18 protein-coding genes and 2 tRNA genes are annotated in these 21,983 nt (G+C 59.9%); 18 read left to right on the forward strand and 2 right to left on the reverse strand.

Annotated features, from left to right (window positions below):
• The first annotated feature begins 4 nt into the window (after window positions 1–4).
• From carB to pnp, 17 genes are all read left to right on the forward strand, one after another.
• Window positions 5–3,223, forward strand: a complete 3,219-nt coding sequence (gene carB / locus E4T66_RS08040) for a carbamoyl-phosphate synthase large subunit (protein ID WP_136848491.1) — start codon at window positions 5–7, stop codon at window positions 3,221–3,223.
• An 86-nt stretch (window positions 3,224–3,309) separates the two neighbouring features.
• Window positions 3,310–3,786: a transcription elongation factor GreA gene (gene greA, locus E4T66_RS08045; RefSeq protein WP_136848492.1), complete on the forward strand. Its 477-nt coding sequence runs from the start codon at window positions 3,310–3,312 to the stop codon at window positions 3,784–3,786.
• 71 nt (window positions 3,787–3,857) lie between these two features.
• Window positions 3,858–4,487, forward strand: coding sequence for a 23S rRNA (uridine(2552)-2'-O)-methyltransferase RlmE (rlmE, locus tag E4T66_RS08050; RefSeq protein ID WP_136848493.1), 630 nt, complete (start codon window positions 3,858–3,860; stop codon window positions 4,485–4,487).
• A gap of 143 nt (window positions 4,488–4,630) precedes the next feature.
• The gene (gene ftsH, locus E4T66_RS08055; RefSeq protein WP_136848494.1) at window positions 4,631–6,559 is read left to right on the forward strand and encodes an ATP-dependent zinc metalloprotease FtsH; all 1,929 of its coding nucleotides are present in this window, start codon (window positions 4,631–4,633) and stop codon (window positions 6,557–6,559) included.
• Window positions 6,560–6,632: 73 nt separating this feature from the next.
• Window positions 6,633–7,472 carry a dihydropteroate synthase gene (gene folP, locus E4T66_RS08060; RefSeq protein WP_248679535.1) on the forward strand — a complete coding sequence of 280 codons (840 nt, stop codon included), beginning with the start codon at window positions 6,633–6,635 and terminating at the stop codon, window positions 7,470–7,472.
• A complete protein-coding gene (gene glmM / locus E4T66_RS08065; RefSeq protein WP_136848495.1) occupies window positions 7,469–8,806 on the forward strand; it encodes a phosphoglucosamine mutase in 1,338 nt (445 codons plus the stop codon). The genes folP and glmM overlap by 4 nt, the downstream gene beginning before the upstream one ends.
• 18 nt (window positions 8,807–8,824) lie before the next feature.
• The gene (gene tpiA, locus E4T66_RS08070; protein WP_136848496.1) at window positions 8,825–9,595 is read left to right on the forward strand and encodes a triose-phosphate isomerase; all 771 of its coding nucleotides are present in this window, start codon (window positions 8,825–8,827) and stop codon (window positions 9,593–9,595) included.
• Between the two features lie 7 nt (window positions 9,596–9,602).
• A complete protein-coding gene (gene secG, locus E4T66_RS21815) occupies window positions 9,603–9,968 on the forward strand; it encodes a preprotein translocase subunit SecG (protein WP_136848497.1) in 366 nt (121 codons plus the stop codon).
• A gap of 43 nt (window positions 9,969–10,011) precedes the next feature.
• A tRNA-Leu gene (locus tag E4T66_RS08080) sits at window positions 10,012–10,096 on the forward strand.
• 109 nt (window positions 10,097–10,205) lie between these two features.
• Window positions 10,206–10,282: transfer RNA gene (locus E4T66_RS08085), tRNA-Met, on the forward strand.
• Window positions 10,283–10,360: 78 nt separating this feature from the next.
• Window positions 10,361–10,825: a ribosome maturation factor RimP gene (gene rimP / locus E4T66_RS08090; protein WP_136848498.1), complete on the forward strand. Its 465-nt coding sequence runs from the start codon at window positions 10,361–10,363 to the stop codon at window positions 10,823–10,825.
• A gap of 6 nt (window positions 10,826–10,831) precedes the next feature.
• A complete protein-coding gene (gene nusA / locus E4T66_RS08095; protein WP_136848499.1) occupies window positions 10,832–12,322 on the forward strand; it encodes a transcription termination factor NusA in 1,491 nt (496 codons plus the stop codon).
• A 36-nt stretch (window positions 12,323–12,358) separates the two neighbouring features.
• A complete protein-coding gene (infB, locus tag E4T66_RS08100) occupies window positions 12,359–15,007 on the forward strand; it encodes a translation initiation factor IF-2 (protein ID WP_136848500.1) in 2,649 nt (882 codons plus the stop codon).
• A 36-nt stretch (window positions 15,008–15,043) separates the two neighbouring features.
• Window positions 15,044–15,469, forward strand: a complete 426-nt coding sequence (gene rbfA, locus E4T66_RS08105; protein WP_136848501.1) for a 30S ribosome-binding factor RbfA — start codon at window positions 15,044–15,046, stop codon at window positions 15,467–15,469.
• A gap of 6 nt (window positions 15,470–15,475) precedes the next feature.
• On the forward strand, window positions 15,476–16,396 hold the full coding sequence (gene truB / locus E4T66_RS08110; RefSeq protein ID WP_136848502.1) for a tRNA pseudouridine(55) synthase TruB: 921 nt from the start codon (window positions 15,476–15,478) through the stop codon (window positions 16,394–16,396).
• 85 nt (window positions 16,397–16,481) lie between these two features.
• Window positions 16,482–16,751: a 30S ribosomal protein S15 gene (gene rpsO / locus E4T66_RS08115; RefSeq protein WP_136848503.1), complete on the forward strand. Its 270-nt coding sequence runs from the start codon at window positions 16,482–16,484 to the stop codon at window positions 16,749–16,751.
• 239 nt (window positions 16,752–16,990) lie between these two features.
• On the forward strand, window positions 16,991–19,105 hold the full coding sequence (gene pnp, locus E4T66_RS08120; RefSeq protein WP_136848504.1) for a polyribonucleotide nucleotidyltransferase: 2,115 nt from the start codon (window positions 16,991–16,993) through the stop codon (window positions 19,103–19,105).
• Between the two features lie 403 nt (window positions 19,106–19,508).
• On the opposite strand, the gene phaR is transcribed toward pnp, so the two are convergent.
• Window positions 19,509–20,033 carry a polyhydroxyalkanoate synthesis repressor PhaR gene (phaR, locus tag E4T66_RS08125; RefSeq protein ID WP_136848505.1) on the reverse strand — a complete coding sequence of 175 codons (525 nt, stop codon included), beginning with the start codon at window positions 20,031–20,033 and terminating at the stop codon, window positions 19,509–19,511.
• Window positions 20,034–20,090: 57 nt separating this feature from the next.
• Window positions 20,091–21,059: a tRNA glutamyl-Q(34) synthetase GluQRS gene (gene gluQRS / locus E4T66_RS08130; RefSeq protein ID WP_211242819.1), complete on the reverse strand. Its 969-nt coding sequence runs from the start codon at window positions 21,057–21,059 to the stop codon at window positions 20,091–20,093.
• A 96-nt stretch (window positions 21,060–21,155) separates the two neighbouring features.
• Here gluQRS and E4T66_RS08135 point away from each other — a divergent pair, with 96 nt between their 5' ends.
• Complete coding sequence (locus E4T66_RS08135; protein WP_136848506.1) at window positions 21,156–21,956, forward strand: HAD-IA family hydrolase; 801 nt, start codon at window positions 21,156–21,158, stop codon at window positions 21,954–21,956.
• Window positions 21,957–21,983 lie beyond the last annotated feature (27 nt).

A 21,983-nucleotide genomic window follows, 5' to 3' on the forward strand; every position in this document is an offset into this window, starting at 1 on the left:
AAAGATGCCAAAACGTAACGACATCAAGAGCATCATGATCATCGGCGCGGGTCCGATCGTGATCGGACAAGCCTGCGAGTTCGACTACTCCGGTGCACAGGCGTGCAAGGCATTGCGCGAAGAGGGGTATCGCGTGGTGCTGGTCAACTCCAATCCGGCCACGATCATGACGGATCCGGAAATGGCCGATGCGACCTACATCGAGCCGATCCGCTGGCAGGCGATCGAGAAGATCATCGAGAAGGAGCGCCCGGATGCGTTGTTGCCGACCATGGGTGGGCAGACGGCGCTGAACTGCGCGCTGGATCTGGCGCGCGAAGGCGTGCTGGCCAAATTTGGCGTCGAGCTGATCGGCGCCAGCGAAAAGGCGATCGATGTCGCCGAGGACCGCCAGAAATTTCGCGATGCGATGACCGAGATCAACCTCGGTTCGGCGCGCTCTGCGGTGGCGCATTCGATGGACGAGGCCCGGCGCATCCAGGTCGATATTGGCTTTCCGGTGATCATCCGTCCGAGCTTTACCTTGGGTGGTACTGGCGGCGGTGTTGCCTACAACATCGAGGAATTTGAAGACATCGTGATGCGCGGTCTCGATCTGTCGCCAACCAATGAGGTTCTGATCGAAGAATCGCTGCTTGGTTGGAAAGAGTTCGAGATGGAGGTGGTCCGCGACCACAAGGACAACTGCATCATCATCTGCAGCATCGAAAACTTTGATCCGATGGGTGTACATACCGGCGACTCGATTACGGTTGCGCCGGCGCAGACCCTGACCGACAAGGAATACCAGATCATGCGCAACGCGAGCATCGCGGTACTGCGCAAGATTGGCGTCGATACCGGTGGATCGAACGTCCAGTTTGCGATCAATCCGGCGGATGGCCGCATGATCGTCATCGAAATGAATCCGCGCGTGTCGCGTTCGTCGGCGCTGGCGTCGAAGGCCACCGGCTTCCCGATCGCCAAGATCGCGGCCAAGCTGGCTGTCGGCTACACCCTGGACGAGTTGCGTAACGAGATCACCGGAGGCGCAACGCCGGCGTCGTTCGAGCCGTCGATCGATTACGTTGTCACCAAGATTCCGCGCTTTACGTTCGAGAAGTTTCCGCAGGCCGATTCGCGTCTGACCACGCAGATGAAGTCGGTCGGCGAGGTGATGGCAATCGGGCGTAACTTCCAGGAATCGCTGCACAAGGCGATGCGCGGTCTCGAAGTCGGTTCGGACGGATTCGAGCCCGAAGTGCCCGACCACAGCGATGTTTCCATCAACCGCATACGGACTGAGCTGGCGATTCCTCGCGGGCGCCGGCTGTGGTACGTCGGCGACGCCTTCCGCGTCGGCATGAGCGTTGAAGACGTCTACCAGGCCTCGAAAATCGATCGCTGGTTCCTTGAACAGATCGAGGAGCTGATCCGCATCGAGGGCGAAATTGCCGCGAGCAAGTTGAGCACGCTGGAGTCGGACACATTGCGCCGCTGGAAGCGGCTGGGCTTCTCCGATCGGCGTCTTGCGCGGCTGCTTGGCGTCAAGGAAGAGTCGATTCGACGTACGCGTTATAAGCATGGTATCCGGCCGGTATTCAAGCGCGTCGATACCTGCGCTGCGGAGTTTCCGACGTCGACGGCTTACCTGTATTCGTCCTACGACGAAGAGTGTGAGGCAGCGCCCAGCGACCGGCAGAAGATCATGATTCTCGGTGGCGGGCCGAACCGGATCGGCCAGGGCATCGAGTTCGACTACTGCTGCGTGCACGCGTCGCTGGCACTGCGCGAGGACGGATTCGAGACCATCATGGTCAACTGCAATCCGGAGACCGTTTCGACTGACTTCGATACTTCGGATCGGCTGTACTTCGAACCGCTGACGTTCGAGGATGTGATGGAAATCATCGAACTGGAGAAGCCCAAGGGCGTGATTGTCCAGTTCGGTGGGCAGACCCCGCTGAAACTCGCGCGTCAGCTGGAGAAGGCCGGCGCGCCGATCATTGGCACCACGCCGGACGCGATCGATCTGGCAGAGGACCGCGAGCGCTTCCAGAAACTCGTCGACAAGCTGCAGTTGCTGCAGCCGCCGAATGGTACGGCGACGTCGGAAAAGCAGGCGCTCGCGGTAGCTCGCAAGGTCGGTTACCCCCTGGTGGTGAGGCCTTCGTATGTGCTGGGCGGACGTGCGATGGAAATCGTCTACGACGACGACGACCTGCAGAGATACATGCGCGAGGCAGTACAGGTATCGAATGACTCGCCCGTGCTGCTCGACCGATTTCTGAATGACGCGATCGAAGTTGACGTCGATGCCCTCGCGGACGGTAGTGCGGTCGTGATCGGCGGCATCATGGAGCACATCGAGGAGGCCGGAGTGCATTCGGGTGACTCGGCGTGCTCGCTGCCGGCCCACTCGCTGCCGAAGAAGGTTCAGGATGAGATTCGCAAACAGGTGGTCAAGCTTGCACAGGCGCTGAATGTTGTCGGACTGATGAACACGCAGTTTGCTGTTCAGGCGGGGCAGGTTTACCTGCTGGAGGTGAATCCGCGAGCATCACGAACTGCGCCGTTCGTGTCGAAAGCGACCGGTCGGCCGCTGGCCAAGATTGCGGCGCGCTGCATGGTCGGGACCAGCCTCAAGGCGCAGGGGGTTACCCGCGAAGTGATCCCGAAATATTTTTCGGTCAAGGAATCGGTTTTTCCGTTCAACAAGTTTCCGTCGGTCGATCCGCTGCTGGGGCCTGAAATGCGCTCGACCGGCGAGGTCATGGGCGTCGGCGCCTATTTTGGCGAGGCCTTCAACAAGGCATTGCTGGCGCAGGGGATGAATGTTCCACGGAGCGGAACGGCCTTCATCTCGGTCAAGGAGGTCGACAAGCGCAAAGCGGTCGAGCTGGCCAAGGTTCTGTCGGGCAAGGGTTTCCGAATCATTGCCACGCACGGTACGGCGTCTGCCATCCGCGCCTCCGGAGTCGACTGCGAAGGGGTGAACAAGGTCAAGGAAGGCCGGCCGCATTGTGTCGACATGATCAAGAATGGCGAGATTCATTTCATCGCCAACACGACTGAAGGCAAGATTTCGATCGAGGAATCCCGATCGATCCGCGCATCGGCCATCCAGAACAAGGTTTGTTACTTCACGACAATTGCCGGCGCCTTGGCGGCGGCGGCGGCGATGGACCATCTGGATCGTCTGGACGTGAATCGTCTGCAGACCTTGCACGAGTCCCTGCATTAGGTAGTATCTGCGGTCGAATCTGAAACCGCCTGCCGCGTCCCCATGGCGCGGCGGGGTTATTTTTGTCTGAAAAACATGGATCTGCGATGAGCAAAACCCCAATGACGGCGCGTGGCGCCGAAAAACTGCGCGAGGAACTGCGGTATCGCAAGAGCGAATTGCGGCCCAAAATCATTGCCGACATCGAAGAAGCGCGTAAGCAGGGTGACCTGCGCGAAAACGCCGAGTATCACGCCGCGCGCGAACAGCATGGCTTCAATGAGGGACGAATCCAGGAAATTGAAGGAAAGCTGGGTTCGGCACAGGTCATTGATGTGACCCAGATGCCTGCCACGGGTAAGGTGATCTTTGGCGTCACGGTTGATCTGGCTGACGCCGATTCCGGAGACGAATTGCGCTATCAGATCGTCGGAGAGGACGAAGCTGACGTGCAGGCCGGCCGGATTTCGCTGAATTCACCGATTGCGCGCGCGCTGATCGGCAAATCCGAGGGTGACATTGTCCAGGTTGTGATTCCTGCCGGCGCACGGGAACTTGAAATTGTGAAAGTGCACTACATCTAGACAGTCTGGTATCGGATGCGGGCTGAGGTCCGGTCATTGGCGTCCGAATGTTCGAGAGCTCGGGTTTACAGATGAGTCAGAAGCGCAGTTCCAGTTCCGCACGCTGGTTGGCGGAGCACGAGGCCGACCGCTACGTCAACGATGCGCGTCGGCAGGGCTTTCGTTCGCGCGCCGTTTACAAGCTGAAGGAGATTCAGGAGCGTGATCGCATCCTGAAATCGGGTCAGATCGTAGTAGATCTGGGTGCGGCACCGGGCGGCTGGTGCCAGTACGCTCGGCCGTTGCTGGGCGCTCGCGGGCAGATGTTTGCTCTCGATATCCTGCCGATGGATCCTGTTCCGGACGTGGATTTCATCCATGGTGACTTTCGTGAGGACTCGGTGCTGCTGCAGCTGGAATCACGGGTCGGCGACCAGATGGTTGACCTTGTATTGAGCGATATGGCCCCCAATATCAGTGGAATCGATGCCGCTGATCAGGCCGGCAGTATTTATCTTTGCGAACTGGCGCTGGAATTTGCCAAGGCGCACCTGAAGCCGCGCGGTACGTTGCTGGTCAAGGTGTTTCAGGGCGAAGGGTTCGAGGACTATGTGAAAACGGTGCGGGAAGTCTTCGAAACCGTTGCGATTCGCAAGCCCAAGGCCTCTCGTCCGCGTAGCCGGGAGGTTTATCTGCTGGCGCGTAACTTTAGTGCGGTGTAGTGTTCTGATTGTTTGGAGCCGGAATGCCTTCGGCGCCGAATTGGCGTGAGCCACCCGAACATCGGTGAGTGATCGCGGAATGGTTTGTCGATGGCAATCTGTAGGCGGCCGAATGACGGCAGCGCAGGATCCGAGGACTTGAATTGAACGATCTGGCCAAGAATCTGTTGCTCTGGGTGGTGATACTCGTTGTTCTGATGAGTGTCTTCCAGAGCTTTTCGTCTCGGTCGCGCTCGCAGCCTGAGCTGGCGTACTCCGAGTTCATGAGTCAGGTTCAGCAGGGCAATGTCGCGGAGGTGACCATCGAAGGCTCGGTCATCCGTGGCGAAATGCGCGGTGGAACCCGGTTTCTGACCGTTAGCCCGGAAACCGACAATCGCGCGATGGTGGGCACCCTGCTCGACAACAAGGTGAAATTCACCGGCGAGCTGCCCAAGGAAACACCGCTGCTGTTGCAGCTGCTGTTCAACGCGTTCCCAATCCTTCTGCTCATCGCGGTCTGGGTGTACTTCATGCGCCAGATGCAGGGCGGCGGTGGTGGCCGTGGCGCGATGTCGTTCGGGAAGAGCCGAGCGCGCATGCTCAATGCTGACCAGGTCAAGATCACGTTCAACGACGTTGCTGGCTGCGAGGAGGCCAAGCAGGAAGTGTCCGAGCTGGTTGACTTCCTCAAGGATCCGGCCAAGTTTCAGAAGCTCGGCGGAAAAATTCCTCGCGGTGTGCTGATGGTCGGCTCGCCCGGTACCGGCAAGACGCTGCTGGCCAAGGCAATTGCGGGTGAGGCGGGGGTTCCGTTCTTCACGATTTCCGGTTCGGATTTCGTGGAAATGTTTGTCGGCGTCGGCGCCTCGCGTGTGCGCGACATGTTCGAGCAAGCCAAGAAGCACGCGCCCTGCATCATCTTCATCGATGAAATCGATGCCGTTGGTCGTCATCGTGGTGCCGGACTCGGCGGTGGGCATGACGAGCGCGAACAGACGCTGAATCAGTTGCTGGTCGAGATGGATGGATTCGAAGGCAGCGAGGGCGTGATCGTCATCGCCGCTACCAATCGTCCGGACGTGCTGGATCCGGCGCTGCTGCGCCCCGGTCGGTTCGATCGCCAGGTCGTGGTGCCGCTACCGGATGTGCGCGGACGTGAGCAGATTCTCAAAGTTCACCTTCGCGCCTTGCCTCTGGCCGATAACGTCAAACCTGGAATCATTGCCCGTGCGACACCGGGCTTCTCTGGCGCCGATCTGGCCAACCTGGTTAACGAAGCGGCGCTGTTTGCGGCGCGTGCCAACAAGCGCCTGGTTGAGCATGACGACTTCGAGCGCGCCAAAGACAAGATCATGATGGGCGCCGAGCGGCGCTCAATGGTCATGTCGGAGGAAGAGAAAAAGCTGACGGCTTATCACGAGGGCGGCCACGCGATTGTGGGGCTGTCGGTGCCCGAGCATGATCCGGTCTACAAGGTCACGATCATCCCGCGCGGCCGTGCGCTGGGCGTAACCATGTTTCTGCCGGAGGAAGATCGCTACAGCTACACCAAGCAGCGTCTGAATTCGCAGATCTGCTCGCTGTTTGGTGGCCGCATTGCCGAAGAGATCATCTTCGGGCCGGAGAAAGTGACGACCGGAGCCTCCAATGACATCGAGCGTGCGACTGAAATCGCCCGCAACATGGTCACCAAGTGGGGCTTGTCCGACAAGTTGGGACCGTTGTCGTACACTGAAAATGACGGGGAAGTCTTCCTCGGCAGATCGGTGACCCAGACCAAGAGCGTCTCAGACGAAACGGCGCACACGATTGACGTCGAAGTGCGCAAGATTATTGAATCGAATTATGCGCTTGCGCACAAGATCGTCGAAGAGAATCTGGACAAGCTTCATGCCATGGCGGATGCCTTGCTGAAGTACGAGACGATTGACTCGGAGCAGCTGCGCCGCATCATGGCGGGCGAGGATCCGGGGCCTCCGGAGAGCTGGACCGACGATTCCGATCGCCCGGCCGGCGGCAGTCCCCAACCGGCGGCAGATGTGGCGAGCAAAGCCGGCGGCGTGCCGCCAAAGCCGGCCAGCCAGACCTGATCACCAGCATCGGTCTGTGACGACTACACTCTCGGGGCCGGCATCTGCCGGCCCCTTATCGTATTGATCGCCCGTGTTGCTCGCGCTGCCCACCCGTACGCTTGATCTGAGTCGCCCCAAAGTCATGGGCATTCTCAATGTCACGCCGGATTCATTTTCCGACGGCGGCCATCATTTCGAGCTCGGTGCGGCCATCCGCCATGCGATGCAGATGATCGACGAGGGTGCGGAGATCATCGATATCGGCGGTGAGTCGACCCGTCCTGGGAGCGCTCCGGTGTCGGTGCAACAGGAGATCGATCGGGTCATCCCTGTCATCGAGGCTCTGCGCGCGGAGTCCGGGGTGGTGATTTCGATTGACACGATGAAGCCCGCGGTGATGCGGGCGGCGTGTGCGGCTGGTGCGGAAATAGTTAACGATGTCATGGCATTGCAGGCGCCTGGGGCGCTGGATGTGGTGGCGCAATCTGGTGCTGCAGCCTGTCTGATGCATATGCAGGGGCAGCCGCAGACGATGCAGGCAAATCCGCAATACAAGGATGTACTTGCCGAGGTTCGCGAGTTTCTGGCTGAGCGCGTCGGTTGCTGCCGTGCGGCTGGAGTTGCGCCCAATCGTTTGCTGGTGGATCCGGGTATTGGATTTGGCAAATCGCTGGAGCACAACCTGCAGCTGTTATCCCATCTGGACCAAGTGTCTGAGGACGGTTGTCCGGTATTGGTCGGCGTGTCCAGAAAGTCCATGTTCGGTGCGTTATTGGAACGCGCCGTTGATGAGCGCCTGCCTGCGGGGTTGGCCGTCGCTGCGCTTGCGATTTGGCAGGGGGCGGCTATAGTGCGCGCCCACGATGTGCGCGCCACCGTTGATGCGGTGCGCTGCGCGCACGCACTTCACGTGAGGAGAGCCGTAGCTTGAGTCGCAAGTATTTCGGGACTGACGGGGTGCGCGGCAGGGTCGGACAGACTCCGATGACGCCGGAGTTTGCGCTGAAGCTCGGGTGGGCCGCTGGATGCGTGCTGGGTGGCTCTGCGGGTGCAAGAGTTTTGATCGGCAAGGACACGCGTCGATCCGGATACCTGTTTGAGTCAGCGCTGGAGGCCGGATTCGCCGCCGCAGGCGTTGAATCGGACCTGCTGGGGCCGCTGCCGACGCCCGCGGTTGCTTATCTGACCCGCGCACTGCGTGCACAGGCCGGTGTCGTGATTTCGGCGTCGCATAACCCGCATTACGACAACGGGGTGAAATTTTTCGGGGCCGATGGCAGCAAGCTGGGCGACGAGCTGGAGTTGCAGATCGAATCGATGCTGGAGCAGCCGATGGTCTGCGTCGCGCCGGAGCTGCTCGGGCGCGCGAAGCGCATTGACGATTGCGGCGGGCGCTACATTGAATTCTGCAAGGGCACATTTGGCGAGCGGAGCCTCAACGGCCTTCGAATCGTGATCGACTGCGCTAATGGCGCCGCGTATAAAGTCGGGCCCGCAGTGCTGGAAGAGCTGGGCGCCGAGGTCAAGGCAATTGGCGTGGCGCCCAATGGTCTCAATATCAATCTTGATTGCGGTTCAACGCATCTGGATGCGCTGAAGCGGGCAGTGCTTGAGTTCGGTGCTGATGTCGGTATTGCGTTGGACGGCGATGCCGATCGATGCCTGATGATTGATGCCAACGGCGAACTGATTGACGGCGATCAGATTCTGTTTGTCCTGGCGCAGATCCGTCATCAGCAGGGCCTGCTGGACGCCCCTGTGGTTGGAACAGTCATGTCCAATCTTGGGTTGGAGCAGGCAATCCGAGCGCTCGGAGTCGAGTTCATTCGTGCGCAGGTCGGTGATCGCCACGTGATGGAGCAGCTCAAGCTGGTCGGCGGCACGCTGGGTGGCGAGACCTCGGGTCACACCATCTGCCTCGACAAAACCACGACCGGTGATGGAATGGTCGCGGCGCTTCAGGTTCTGGCGGCGATGACCCGGGCGAAGCTTCCGCTGGCGCAGCTGGTGGGGGGTATGCGCAAGTTTCCGCAGGTTCTGATCAATGTTCCAATCAAAGGGCTGGCGCGCGACGTGCTTCAGCATGCCGACGTCGGTACTGCTGAGGCGGAGGTGCGCCGTCAGCTCGGCTCGCGGGGAAGAACCTTGCTGCGGGCGTCGGGAACAGAGCCGCTGATCCGGGTGATGGTGGAGGCGCAGGAGCCGGATGAGACACTGCAGGCAGCCGAGTTCTTGGCGGCGCAAGTACGCGCCGCATGTCGATAGACGATAAGGGAGATCGAAATGGCAAGAAGGCCGTTGGTGGCGGGAAACTGGAAAATGAATGGCTCGCGTGACAGCAATGCGAGCTTGATGCACGACGTCGTGTTCGAGGCGCGCAACTTCCCGGACGTCGACATTCTGGTCTGCCCGCCTGCGGTGTATATCGAATCGGTTGGCCGCATGCTCGAAGGCAGCGCGATTCAGTTGGGTGCGCAGACTCTGAGCGAGCAGGGCAAGCCTGGCGCGTTCACCGGTGAAATTCACGGTGGAATGCTGCGCGATGTGGGGTGCACCCATGTCATCGTTGGCCACTCCGAGCGTCGTGCGCTCTACGGCGAGACCAGCAACATCGTCGCTGCCAAGTTTCGTACGGCGCAGCTGTGCGGACTCGTGCCGGTGCTGTGCGTCGGTGAAACCCTAGAGCAACGCGAAGCGAATCAGACCGAGGCCGTGCTGATGGAGCAGCTCAACGCGGTCGTCAGCTTGTGCGGGATTGCGGCATTCAAGACCGCGATCATCGCCTATGAGCCTGTCTGGGCCATCGGAACCGGGCGGACGGCGACGCCGCAGCAGGCGCAGGATGCCCACGAGTTCCTGCGTGCGCAGTTGGCAGCAAGCGATGCTAAAATTGCGAGTTCAGTGCGGATTTTGTATGGCGGCAGCGTCAAGGCGGACAATGCCGAGACGTTGTTTAAATGTGCGGATGTCGATGGCGGCCTGATTGGCGGTGCGTCGCTCAAATCCGCGGAATTCATGGCTATTTGCGCAGCTGCGCAGATGCGGGAGAAGTGAGTCTCGTATGTACACGATTCTGGTGATTGTGCAGGTGCTGGTTGCCCTTGCATTGGTGGGGCTGATTCTGATTCAGCATGGCAAGGGCGCGGACGCAGGTGCCGCGTTCGGTAGCGGCGCCTCGGGGACAGTCTTTGGTGCGCGCGGGTCGGCGAATTTTCTGTCGCGGACTACCGGTTGGCTGGCAACGATTTTTTTTGCTGTCAGCCTCGCTCTGGCCTATCTGGTCCATGGTGAAAAAGAAGGCACTTCGGTGTTGGATACGGTGCCGGCAGCGGCCGAATTGCCGGCGCAAGCGGGTGACGCTTCGAGCGTTCCGGTCGAAATTCCGGCCGAGTCGGCGCCTGATCAGGCGCCAGTTGTTCCGGAGTAGAGACAAATTGATTTGCGGGCGCTAGAATCGCGCCCCTTCCGATGCCCACGTGGTGGAATTGGTAGACACGCTACCTTGAGGTGGTAGTGGCGAAAGTCGTGGGAGTTCGAGTCTCTCCGTGGGCACCAATGTTTGTCGCAGCGCTCGAGCGCGAAAATGTTGGTCGGAAGGTGTGGAAATAGACAGAATTTGTATTGCCTATTAGAGGGTTGGCAGCTATACTTTCGGTCTGTCTGGTGCGGGGTGGAGCAGTCTGGCAGCTCGTCGGGCTCATAACCCGAAGGTCGCAGGTTCAAATCCTGCCCCCGCTACCAATTAGTTTGGCTTCCAAAGGGCCCCTTGTGGGCCCTTTTTGTTGGCGATAGTGTCGCAACGGCAGGTGTAGATTCGGAATGACGGTACTGAAGGATCGATTGCAGGGCATGCTTGAACCCTTGGTGGAATCACTGGGTTACGAGCTGCTGTTGCTCGAATTCAGTCCGAGTTCCAAGAGTGGCCTGTTGCGTCTGTTCATTGATGCTCCGGCCGGCATTTCGCTCGAGGATTGCGAGCGAGTCAGCCGCGAAGTTTCGGGTCTGCTGGACGTGGAGGACCCGATCAGTACGGCATACCGGCTGGAAGTATCGTCTCCGGGCTTCGATCGCCCGCTGGCGAAGCCGGCGCACTTTGAACGTTTCATTAATGAGCAGGCCCGTGTGCAACTGGTTGCGCCGCTGAATGGCCGTCGCCGTTTCGTGGGTTGGATTCGTGAAGTTGGAGGCGATGCCGTGACGCTGGAAACGGCGGACGGCATGGTCGAGATTCCGTTCGTGGAGATCGATCGTGCCCGGTTGGTTCCGGAATTTGATCGGGAGTAAGAGGCCGTGAATAAAAACATCCTGTTGATGGTCGACGTCGTCTCCAACGAGAAAGGTGTCGAGCAGGAACTGATTTTTGAGGCGCTTGAAGCGGCTCTGGCGTCCGCTGCCAAAGAACAATACGGCGACGAGGCAGACCTTCGCGTTGCGATCGACCGCGAAACCGGAGATTACGAAACTTTTCGCCGGTGGACCGTCCTTGAGGACGATAGCGAGGATTTCGAATATCCGGAACGGCAAATCAAGCTGTCGTATGCGCTGAAGGAAATGCCTGATGCGAAGCCCGGGGACGTCATCGAACGCCCGGTCGCTTCGGTCGATTTCGGGCGCATTGGTGCGCAGAAGGCCAAGCAGGTCATCGTTCAGAAGGTCCGTGAGGCCGAGCGCGCCCAGGTTGTCGCTGCTTATCGCGACCGGGTTGGTGAACTGATCACCGGCCAGATCAAGCGCATCGAGCGTGGCAATGTCATTGTTGATTTGGGCGGGAATGCGGAGGCGATCGTGTTGCGCGATCAGCTGATTCCGCGTGAACCAGTGCGGCCGAATGATCGCATTCGCGGCTATCTGTATGAAGTGAGTCCGCAGGTGCGTGGACCGCAGCTGTTTCTTTCGCGCACGTCACCGCAGTTCCTGATGGAACTGTTCGCACTGGAAGTTCCGGAAATCGCCCAGGGGCTGATCGAGCTGAAGGGCGCGGCGCGTGATCCCGGCTTGCGCGCGAAGATTGCCGTGCAGGCAAAGGACAAGCGGATCGATCCGGTCGGTGCCTGCGTCGGCATGCGCGGATCGCGCGTGCAGAGCGTGTCCAATGAACTCGCCGGTGAGCGTGTTGATATCGTGCCGTGGGATGAGAACATCGCACAGTTTGTGATCAATGCGATGGCGCCGGCTGAGGTTGAAACGATCATCGTAGACGAGGAATCGCATTCGATGACGATCGGTGTTGCGGAGGAAAAGCTTGCCCAGGCCATTGGTCGTGGCGGTCAGAACGTGCGCCTTGCGTCCGAGCTGACGGGCTGGACACTCAACGTGATGACCACGGCTGATGCGGAAAGCAAGAAAGAAGAAGAAAACGAGTCAGTGCTCCGCGTGTTCATGGAGCATCTGGACGTCGATGCCGAAGTCGCCAGCGTTCTCGTTCAGGAAGGCTTCGCTTCGCTTGAGGAGATCGCCTACGTTCCCGCTGAGGAATTGATGGAGATCGAGGAATTTGACGAGGGTATTGTCGAAGAACTCCGCAATCGGGCGCGCGATGTGTTGCTGACCAAGGCGATTGCCAAGGCCGAGCAGAGAGCGCATGCGCAGCCGGCTGAAGATCTCTTGTCTTTGGAAGGGATGGACGACGATACAGCCTATCTGCTGGCTGAGGCCGGGATCAGCACCTGCGAGGGACTGGCTGATCTGGCGACCGACGAATTGCTTGAGCTGCTGCCCCAGTTTTCCGAAGAGCGGGCCTCGACTCTGATTATGATGGCGCGCGCCAAGGCGTACGCGTAAGCGAACGGGTGGCTTTGTCTGCCCGGGGAAGGATGAATGTCTACAGTTACCGTACAGGATTTCGCGAAAGAACTCGGGCGCCCGATCGATGAACTGTTGACGCAGTTCAAAGAGGCGGGTGTGACCGTGTCCGGCGCGTCGGCGCCGATCAGCGGCGAGGATAAGGTTGCTCTGCTCAACTATCTGCAGCTGAAAACTGGTGGCGCAGCGCCCGCGAGCGGTGAGCCGAAGCGAATCACGCTGAAGCGGCGTGAGACGACCGAGCTCAAGCTCGGTGGTGCGCGGGGCGCGCCGTCCAAGACGGTGAGCATCGAAGTCCGCAAAAAGCGGACCTACGTCAAGCGAGACGAAATGCCGGAGCTCGACGCTGAAGCACAGCGTCTGGCAGAGGAAGCTGCAATCCAGGCCGAGGCCGAACGGGCGGCCGCGGCGCGGCTGGCTGCGGAGGCGGAAGCACTGCGGCAACAGCAGGAAGCCGAACGCAAGCAGCGCGATGAGGAAGAGCAACGCAAGCGTGACGAGGCTGCAGCGGCCGAGCGCCAGGCCAAGGATGAGCACGCGCGCCTGCTGCAGGAAGATCCCCTTTACCGCGCCAAGTGGGAGGCGGAGCAGTCGCGCAGCCGCGCTGCTGAGAACATTCGTCGAGCGGCCGAAGCCGCTCGAATTGCGGCAACGCAGCCGGCGCCGGTAATCGCGGCGCCAGCGCCCGTGCCGTCCGCAAAGAAGGCGGGGGGCGGTGGAAATGCGGCCCCGGCTGGGCGTGCAGCGCCAGGCGGTGGTCGTCAGCGCACCGAGCTGCATCTGGCTGATGGCAAGAAAGGCGCTCGCCGCGAGAAGAAGTCAAAGAAACCGTCAGGTCGTGTGCGGTTTGATAACGTTCATGTCTTCGAGAAACCGGTCGCCCCGGTCGTGCGCGAAGTCGAGGTGCCGGAAGCCATTACCGTTGGTGAATTGGCCAACCGCATGGCTGTCAAGGCTACTGAATTGATCAAGGTGATGATGAAGAATGGCCTGATGGCCACCATCAATCAGACCTTGGATCAGGACACCGCGCTGCTGATGGTCGAGGAAATGGGCCATAAGGCGCGCTCGGTCAAAGCCTCGGATTTCGAGGACAGCCTGGAGCAGGCGGTTACCGGCGGCGATCAGCAGGACATCGAGAAAGAACCGCGGCCGGCGGTCGTCACGATCATGGGGCATGTCGACCACGGCAAGACCTCATTGCTGGACTACATTCGCAAGACCAAGGTCGCCTCTGGCGAGGCTGGCGGCATTACCCAGCACATTGGCGCCTACCACGTCGAGACGGACAAGGGGATCATCACCTTCCTGGATACCCCGGGTCACGCCGCGTTTACACGAATGCGTGCACGTGGTGCGCAGGTGACCGATATCGTGGTGCTGGTTGTGGCGTCCGACGACGGCGTGATGCCGCAGACCCGTGAGGCGATTCAGCATGCGCGGGCGGCGGGTGCGCCGATCGTTGTTGCCGTGACCAAGATCGACAAGCCGGATTCGGACATTGATCGGGTCAAGACCGAATTGTCCAAGGAAAATGTCATTGCCGAAGAGTGGGGCGGTGACGTCCAGATCGTAGGCGTTTCTGCGGTGACTGGGCAGGGTGTGGATGCGCTGCTCGATGCACTCTTGGTTCAGGCGGAAATGCTGGAACTGACGGCGCCTGTCGAGTCGCTGGCGCGTGGCAACATCCTCGAGGCATCGATCGAAAAGGGTCGAGGACCTGTGGCGACGGTGCTGGTGCGCGCCGGGACCCTGAAGCAGGGCGATGTTGTGCTGTCTGGCCCGCATTTTGGCCGTGTACGCGCGATGTTCGATGAGACCGGCAAGCCAACCAAGGAAGCAGGGCCGTCGATTCCGGTGCAGATCTTGGGTCTGTCCGGCGCTCCGGATGCGGGCGATGACGTGGTGGTGGTTGCTGACGAACGCAGCGCGCGAGAGCTTGCAGAGCTGCGTGAGCAGAAACTGCGTGAACAGAAACTGGCCCAGTCGCATGCGTTGCGGATGGATCAGGTATTTGCCCGGATGGGCGAGGGTGACGTCAAGCAGCTGAACCTGATGATCAAATCGGATGTTCAGGGCTCTGCTGAAGCGATCTCCGATGCGTTGCGCAAGATTCCGAGCGAGGAAGTGCGGGTCAATGTGCTGACCTCCGGAATCGGTGGCATCAGCGAATCCGATGTCGATCTGGCTGCGGCATCCAAGGCCATCATCATCGGCTTCAACGTTCGTGCCGACGCGGCAGCGCGCAAGCGGATTCAGGATACCGGCGTTGACGTGCGGTATTACTCGATCATCTACGACATCATTGATGATGTGAGCAGCGCCGTGTCCGGGTTGCTGGGTACAGAGACACGCGAGCAGATTGTCGGTATTGCGCAGGTTCGCGATGTATTCCGCAGCTCGACCTTGGGCAGCATTGCAGGATGTCTGGTGATCGAGGGCTCGGTGCAGAAGAGCCTGCCGATCCGCGTTCTGCGCAACAACACCGTCATTTACGAAGGCGTGCTGGAATCGTTGCGCCGCTTCAAGGACGACGTGCAGAAGGTCGAAGCAGGCACGGAGTGCGGCATCGGCGTCAAGGACTATAACGACGTCAAGGCGGGCGACCAGATTGAATGCTTCCAGCGCGTCGAGGTTCGGCGCACGGTTTCGGCTGCGGCCTAAAGCGCCACAGGGCGAGATCATTCTGCGCGAGATGGTGTGAAGGAATATTCCAGAAAGGTTCGTCTGAACACGCAGTTGCGGACTGAGCTCGCTGCACTCATTCGTACGCACTTGTCAGATCCGCGTGTGCTTGGGGTTACCGTCACCGAGGCGGATGTTTCGCCGGATATGCGGAGCGCAAAAATTTCGGTGAGCTTGCTCGGAGATGATGCACGTCTGGCGGAGGCGGTCATGGGGCTTAACCATGCTGCAGGGCGCCTGCGGCGTGCGCTGGGGGTAAACCTTCGCCTGCGTTACACGCCGATGCTGCGATTTGTGCCGGACGTGGCAATGCGTCAATCCGATCGCATGAATGTGCTGATCCGGGACGCCGTGCGGCGAGATGCCGAGCGTGCGGCAGAGAATGCAGGGACATCTGGGGATCGGGTTCCGTCGGAGCCGAGTCCGGACGACGCTGGCTAGCTGGGGATGAGCAAGCCAAGGCGGCCGAGACGGCCGGTGAGCGGCATTTTGCTGCTCGACAAGCCGTTGGGTTTGAGCTCGAACCAGGCGTTGCAGCGGGTCAAGTTTCTGTATCAAGCCGACAAGGCTGGGCATACCGGCAGTCTGGACCCGCTGGCGACAGGAATGCTGCCGATCTGTCTGGGCGAGGCGACCAAGCTGTCCGGGGTGCTGCTCGATTCGGACAAGATCTACCGCGCGCGCGTGCGACTGGGCCAGCGTACCGATACCGGGGACGCTGAGGGTCAAGTCATCGCGTCAGCCGAAGTGTCTGCGGGATTGGCGGAAATTGAAGCGGTCCTGCCGCGCTTTCTTGGCGAGATTCTTCAGGTTCCGCCGATGTATTCCGCGTTGAAGCAGGGTGGAGAGCGGCTGTATGCGCTCGCGCGCCAGGGGATTGAGGTCGAACGTCAGGCGCGTCCGGTGACCATTCACGGATTGCGCATCGAGTCATTCGACACACCCGAATTCGATTTGTGGGTGCATTGCTCAAAAGGCACATATATCCGGACTTTGGCGGAAGATATCGCGACCGCGGTCGGGCAATGTGCATTTCTTGCGGGGCTGCGGCGTCTGTCGGTGGCGCCGTTTTCCAGCCAAGCGCCGGTTTCGCTCGAAACGCTTCAGCAGACGCTGGACTCGGGAGGGCTCGAGGCGATTGACCGTTTGCTGCTGACGCCCGCGGAAGGTGTCGCTCATTGGTCGCAACTGCGGGTCGATGCTGAGCAGGAGCGCAAGCTGGCTCATGGCCGGGCGGTCGAGCTGAGCGATCTGCCGCCGAATCAGGCCCGGTTTGCGGTGCTGAATCAGCAGGGGCAACTGCTCGGGCTGGCGGAATCTGACGGTCTGGGGCGTCTTTTACCGCGGCGCTGGTTGACTGCGGGGTGATGCCCTTGTGATGGTATGCCGAAGAACGCTAAAATAGCGGACTTTGTAAAGATCGAAAAAATTTAGAGTTTCGGAGCAGGTAGGCATGAGTTTGACAGTGGAACACAAAGCGGGCGTTGTCCAGAAATTCGCCCGGGCCAGTAACGATACGGGATCGCCGGAAGTGCAGGTTGCCCTGCTGACCGAGCGGATCAACACGTTGGCGCCGCATTTCGACAAGCACAAGAAGGACAATCATTCGCGCCGCGGCTTGCTGAAGATGGTCAACCAGCGTCGTCAGATGCTGGACTATCTGAAGAGCCGGGATGAGGCGCGCTACGTCAAGCTCATTGCCGAGCTCGGCCTGCGCCGCTGATCCGCACGAGCTAAGCGCATTGCGCCTGCTGCCGGAAGACCCTCAGTGAGCCCCAGGGTATCACTGGGGTCTTTTGTTTTGTGCGGCGAAATTTCAGCATCGTCTCGTGACGCGCAGTCCGCGTCGGGCGGTGCTTATTCGCGTGTAGAACCCGTCGTTGAGCTGAAGTGCGCACGCGATTCCCATCGGAGCCGCGTCTTCGACGCTGCGCCAATATACGAACAAGTGAGATAACAACCATGGCGATTCCAGCCACCTTGACCGCGCCCGTGCGCAAGACTTTCCAATTCGGGGACCGTACTGTTGTTCTCGAAACCGGTGCGATCGCACGCCAGGCCACCGCAGCGGTGATCGTCAGCGTTGACGAAACCGTTGTCATGGTGTCTGTCGTGGCAAAGAAGGAAGCAAAGCCGGATCAGGATTTCTTCCCGCTGACCGTCGACTACATGGAGAAGTTCTACGCCGGCGGACGCATCCCCGGTGGCTTCTTCAAGCGTGAAGGGCGTCCGACTGAAAAGGAAACACTGACTTCGCGCCTCATCGACCGTCCGATTCGTCCGCTGTTCCCGGAGGGTTTCCGTAACGAAATTCAGATCGTGGCGACGGTGATGTCGCTGAATCCGGAAGTCGACGGTGAAATTCCTGCGATGATCGGTGCGTCCGCCGCGCTGGCATTGTCGGGCGTGCCGTTCCTCGGTCCGATCGGTGCTGCCAAGGTCGGTTACAAGGACGGTCACTATCTGCTGAACCCGAGCGCCACAGAGCTGAAGACTTCGGAGCTGGAGCTGATCGTCGCCGGCACCAAGGATGCGGTGCTGATGGTTGAATCCGAAGCCCAGATGCTGTCCGAAGCGGTGATGTTGGGGGCGGTTCTGTTTGGGCACGAGCAGATGCAGGCGGTGATCCAGGCCATCAACGAGTTTGCCGCTGAAGCCGGCAAGGCGAAGTGGGACTGGAGCGCTGCGGACAGCACTTCGGTGCAGGCGTTTGCGCAGTCGTACGAAGAGCGCATCGCTGCTGCGTACTCCATCATGGACAAGCAGAGCCGCTACGCGGCCATGGGCGAGATTCGCGCGGACGCAGTTGCTGCGCGCCCGGCCGATGCGCCGTTTAGCGAAAATCAGTTGAAGACCGAGCTGCATGACATCGAAGCCAAGGTCGTGCGTCATCGCATCCTTGACGGGCAGCCGCGCATTGACGGCCGTGATCGCACGACCGTGCGTCCACTGGCGATGCAGACCGGCGTGCTGCCGCGTGCGCATGGTTCGGCGCTGTTTACGCGCGGTGAAACACAGGCGATCGCGGTAACCACGCTGGGCACCGGCAAGGACTACCAGATCATGGATGCGATCAGTGGCGAGTGGCATGAGCACTTCATGTTCCACTACAACTTCCCGGCGTACTGCGTCGGCGAAACCGGGCGCATGAACGCACCCAAGCGTCGCGAGATCGGTCATGGACGTCTGGCCAAGCGCGGTGTCGCGGCGGTGATGCCGGATCTGGACAAGGAATTCCCGTACGTCGTGCGCGTTGTATCGGAAATCACCGAATCCAATGGCTCTTCCTCGATGGCATCGGTTTGCGGTGCCTGTCTGGCCCTGATGGATGCGGGCGTGCCGATCAAGGCGCCGGTGGCGGGTGTTGCGATGGGCCTGATTCTCGAGGGCAGCCGGTGGGCAGTGTTGACTGACATTCTGGGTGATGAAGATCACCTGGGCGACATGGACTTCAAGGTTGCCGGTACGCGTGATGGCGTCACCGCGCTGCAGATGGACATCAAGATCACCGGTATCACCGGCGAAATCATGGCGCAGGCGCTGCAGCAGGCCAAGGATGCACGCATGCACATTCTTGAGGCGATGGAGCAGGTGCTGCCGAAAGCGCGCATGGATCTTTCGCCGCATGCGCCGCGAATCACCACGATCAAGATTCATCCGGACAAGATTCGCGAAGTGATCGGTAAGGGTGGCTCGACGATTCAGTCGATCACCAAGGAAACCGGTACGCAGATTGACATCAGCGACGATGGCACTATCAAGATTGCTGCGGTTGATGGCGCCGCGGCGCAGGCTGCAGTTGATCGCATCAATTCGTTGACACGCGATGTCGAGGTCGGCGCGATTTATGAGGGCAAGGTGGCCAAGATCATGGACTTCGGCGCGTTCGTGACGATTGCTCCGGGCAAAGATGGTCTGGTTCACATCTCCCAGCTGGCCGAAAAGCGCGTTGAGCGCGTTGATGAGGTCGTCAAGGAAGGGCAGACCGTGCGCGTCAAGGTGCTGGAAGTCAGCCGCGACGGCAAGATTCGTCTGTCTATGAAGGAAGCGGCGTCAGAAGAAGCTGCCGCAGAGTAGTTGCATGCAGCAAGGGTCGGCCTCCGTTTCGGTGGCCGGCCCTTTTCAGTTTGAAGACAGTGTCGATCCGTCATGGCATCTGCCGGAATTCCCGGTAGCGCATATAGACGGACAAAAAAATACCCCCCAGGGGAGGGGGGCAAAGTGCGAGAAAGGCGCTTGGCCTTTCTGGAGGAGACTTTACTGACCCGGTCGAGCCCCGGCTTCACCGGGTTTTTCGTTTCCGCGTCATGTTGCAGTGCAGTATAGGGATGACTTACTTCGATGTCAACGAAATAAACGAATATTTAAGTCAAACAAAAACAAGAACTTATTATTGAAATGCGCTCAATATGTGACGCAGGTGTCACTTCTTGTGCCCGAGTGCATCAGCGACAAGCGCCGAAGATTCGGGCTTCATGCCCTAGCTGTCTGACTTCTGCGTTTCGCTGATGGCTTCTTCGTCCAGTCCGGCGCGGCGTTTGATCGATTTCGCCGTCGTGGTCAGGTTGTGCAGGAACTCGCGCCGCACCGAGCGCCAGATCGGAACCTGTTTCTCGGCGAGCTCTTTGAGTGCGTGAATCGGTTGCTGCGCCTGGCCGAGCAGATCCTTCAGCTGATCCGAAAAGTGCTGCTGTTGCTGCTGAAACAGTTCGACGGAGAGTTCGAGATAACGTCCGATACTGTTCTGCATTGGATCGCCGTAATAGCGAATGATGAACTCCAGCAGTTCAGTTGTGAAAATCGGATCACCGCCTTCTTCTTGCTCCGCGATCACCTGCAGCAGAATGCTGCGCGTGATGTCTTCGTGTGTTCGCTTGTCCTCGACTCGGAAGGCGATGTTCTGCAGCACCAGCTTGCGGATTTCCTCCAGCGTGATGTAGCGGCTGATATGGGTATCGTACAAACGCCGGTTGGGGTACTTCTTGATGACACGAAGATCAGTCATAAGGCCCTAATTCACATGGAATGTTGCACTGAAATGCTGCATAGCATCATGCCAGAATCAGTGCGCACCCTCCACCGTGGGGTGCCGGACGGTCGCAACCGCGTCGCTGCGCCAGTGTGCAACTCCCCAGTTCAACACTTCCTGCGCTGATGCTGACAACAGTGAGACCGGCGGCTGCTGTCCAAGCCACTGCAGACATCGCGCGAGGTTGGCGCCGGGTTTGCGCTCATCCAGGGGGTCGGCATGGTTCTGCTTCGACAGCTTGAGTCCGCGTGCATCCAGAAGGACCGGCAGATGCCGGTATTGTGGAGGGGCAAATTCAAGTGCGGCCATCACCTGTAATTGTCGGAAGGTCGATCCCAGCAGGTCGGCGCCGCGCACGACTTCAGTGATGCACTGAGCGTGCTCGTCAACCGCACAGGCCAGTTGGTAGCCGATGACCGCGTCTGCGCGGCGCACGGTGAAATCACCGATCTCGTGTGCTGCGTTACGGACTTGCAGGCCTTGCCAGGCGTCGACGAATTGCAGCTGTCCCTCTGCAATACGGAGCCGCAAAGCATGTCCAGCGTGAGGCAAGTCAAGATCGCGGCAGGTGCCTGGATACACGGGGCCATCCGGTCCGTCGTGCGCGCTGTGTTGCAGTTGCGCCCGGGTGCAGCGACAGGCATATAGCCGGCTGTGCTGTTCCAGGGTCGCCAGAGCAGACTGGTATTCGTCCAGATGCCGCCGCTGATAACGCGGTGATGCATCCCAGTGCAATCCATGGCGCTCCAACTGACGCAGAATCTGCGAGTCAATGCCGGGAACGCAGCGTGGCTGATCCAGATCGTCAATGCGCAGCAGCCATTGCCCACTCATGGAGCGCGCCTGAAGGTAACTCGCCGTTGCGGTCAGCAGTGAACCGAGATGCAGCGGTCCGCTTGGGGTTGGCGCGAAGCGTCCCCGATACGGAGTGGCGGGCGGGTTGGATGGAGAATGGTGCATGTTGACGATGTGCGCCGTTTCACGGATTGAGCGCCGTCGCATGCTACATTAAGTCCAGCGCGCATCCTGATCAAAGCCAGCTTAAATGGAACCGGAAGAACCTTGCCCTAGAACCGTCTACGCGATACGGAGGCGGCGATGACTTTGCGGGCCGTACTGTTTGATGTCGACGGCACACTTGCCGATACAGAAGCTCTGGGGCACCGGCCAGCCTACAACCGGGCCTTCCGCAAACTGGGCCTCGAATTTCGTTGGGGACCCAAGCTGTATCGACGCTTGCTGAAGCAGCCCGGAGGGCGCGAGCGTCTGAAATACTACGTTCAGCACTATCACCCTGACCTGGGTGCGGAGCAGGCCGAGGCGGACGCCTGTTTGGATGCCTGGATCGCCAAAGTGCATGAACTCAAATCGAAATATTTTCGCCGACGCATGCGCCAAGGCCGTGTGCCATTGCGACCTGGGATCGCACGCATCATGCGCGAAGCGCGCAGCAACAATCTGAAGCTCGCGATCGTGACCAATGCCAGCCTGAAAACGCTGAAGCCCGTGCTGAAGTACTGCATGGGTCCGGAGCTCGCAGCTGAAATCGAAGTGATTGCGAGCGGTGAGGAAGTGCACTGCAAGAAACCGGCACCCGATGTCTATCGGCTCGCGATGCTGCGGCTGGGTGTCAGTCCCGATGAATGCGTGGCGCTCGAAGATTCCGAGATGGGGCTGAAGGCGGCAACTGCAGCCGGCGTGCCGGCAGTCGTCACGGTCAATAGTGACACTCTGGAACAGAACTTCGCGGATGCGCGATTGGTCGTCAGCTGTCTCGGGGAGCCGGGTGCTCCAGCGGCGCTTCTGAAGGGGAGCTTTGACGGGCCGAATTGGGTCACGATTGAGACCCTGAAGCAGATCAATCGAAAATACGGTGCTGCGCACGCTCGCGCTGCCTAGGTCTCTCGCCACCGAGCCGCGCAGCTT

Origin of the sequence: Sinimarinibacterium arenosum (assembly GCF_005047655.1) — a bacterium.
Classification (GTDB): Bacteria; Pseudomonadota; Gammaproteobacteria; order Nevskiales; family Nevskiaceae; genus Solimonas.

Coding starts and splice junctions, on each gene's coding strand:
- gluQRS (WP_211242819.1), bottom strand. CDS start 21,059: ATGCGACGGCGCTCAATCCGTGAAACGGCGCACATCGTCAACATGCAC.
- tpiA (WP_136848496.1), top strand. CDS start 8,825: ATGGCAAGAAGGCCGTTGGTGGCGGGAAACTGGAAAATGAATGGCTCG.
- E4T66_RS08135 (WP_136848506.1), top strand. CDS start 21,156: ATGACTTTGCGGGCCGTACTGTTTGATGTCGACGGCACACTTGCCGAT.
- pnp (WP_136848504.1), top strand. CDS start 16,991: ATGGCGATTCCAGCCACCTTGACCGCGCCCGTGCGCAAGACTTTCCAA.
- rimP (WP_136848498.1), top strand. CDS start 10,361: ATGACGGTACTGAAGGATCGATTGCAGGGCATGCTTGAACCCTTGGTG.
- secG (WP_136848497.1), top strand. CDS start 9,603: ATGTACACGATTCTGGTGATTGTGCAGGTGCTGGTTGCCCTTGCATTG.
- carB (WP_136848491.1), top strand. CDS start 5: ATGCCAAAACGTAACGACATCAAGAGCATCATGATCATCGGCGCGGGT.
- rlmE (WP_136848493.1), top strand. CDS start 3,858: ATGAGTCAGAAGCGCAGTTCCAGTTCCGCACGCTGGTTGGCGGAGCAC.
- truB (WP_136848502.1), top strand. CDS start 15,476: ATGAGCAAGCCAAGGCGGCCGAGACGGCCGGTGAGCGGCATTTTGCTG.
- infB (WP_136848500.1), top strand. CDS start 12,359: ATGTCTACAGTTACCGTACAGGATTTCGCGAAAGAACTCGGGCGCCCG.
- phaR (WP_136848505.1), bottom strand. CDS start 20,033: ATGACTGATCTTCGTGTCATCAAGAAGTACCCCAACCGGCGTTTGTAC.
- greA (WP_136848492.1), top strand. CDS start 3,310: ATGAGCAAAACCCCAATGACGGCGCGTGGCGCCGAAAAACTGCGCGAG.
- rpsO (WP_136848503.1), top strand. CDS start 16,482: ATGAGTTTGACAGTGGAACACAAAGCGGGCGTTGTCCAGAAATTCGCC.